The following is a 500-nucleotide window of genomic DNA, read 5'->3' on the forward strand; positions in this document are numbered from 1 at the left end:
CGCGAAGTTTTCAAACTCGTCGCATAGTTCATTGAAGATGTTCTCAGGAATGCAGTACACCAAGGTGTCTTCTATCGCTTTTGCTGGCATACGAACGCGGTTGTTCATGAGCAAACCCATTTGCCCGAACAGGCCACCAGCATCAATACGGTTATAAAGTTCACCTTTGCGTCGATAAATCTCTACCGCTCCACTGCGTACCATATACAAGTCGCGAATCGTATCGCCAAATTTGAGGATGTCGGTACCTTGACGGAAATACGCCACTTCTGCATGAATGGCGATTTTTTTTAACTGCTCTTCTGGCAGTTCATCGAAAGGAGGATGTTGGCTAATGAAATTGAGTACTTCTAACTGCTCGGCTTCCATTCTTTATTCCATGCGTTGCCTAAAGTAACCAGATCAATATCATCTCGATTTCGCATAAGCAACAGATAACGCTAAGACTTCTGCTTACCTCATCATGTTATGTTTGCTTCTTCCAAACACAGATTTGAACT

Annotated in this window: 1 protein-coding gene; it reads right to left on the reverse strand. The window is 43.4% G+C overall.

What is annotated here, in order from left to right:
• On the reverse strand, positions 1-369 hold a 369-nt coding region (locus tag R7Z50_RS31545; protein ID WP_318150282.1), incomplete at its 3' end, for a cyclic nucleotide-binding domain-containing protein.
• Between the last annotated feature and the right edge of the window lie 131 nt (positions 370-500).

Source organism: Vibrio sp. 1249-1 (genome assembly GCF_033340495.1).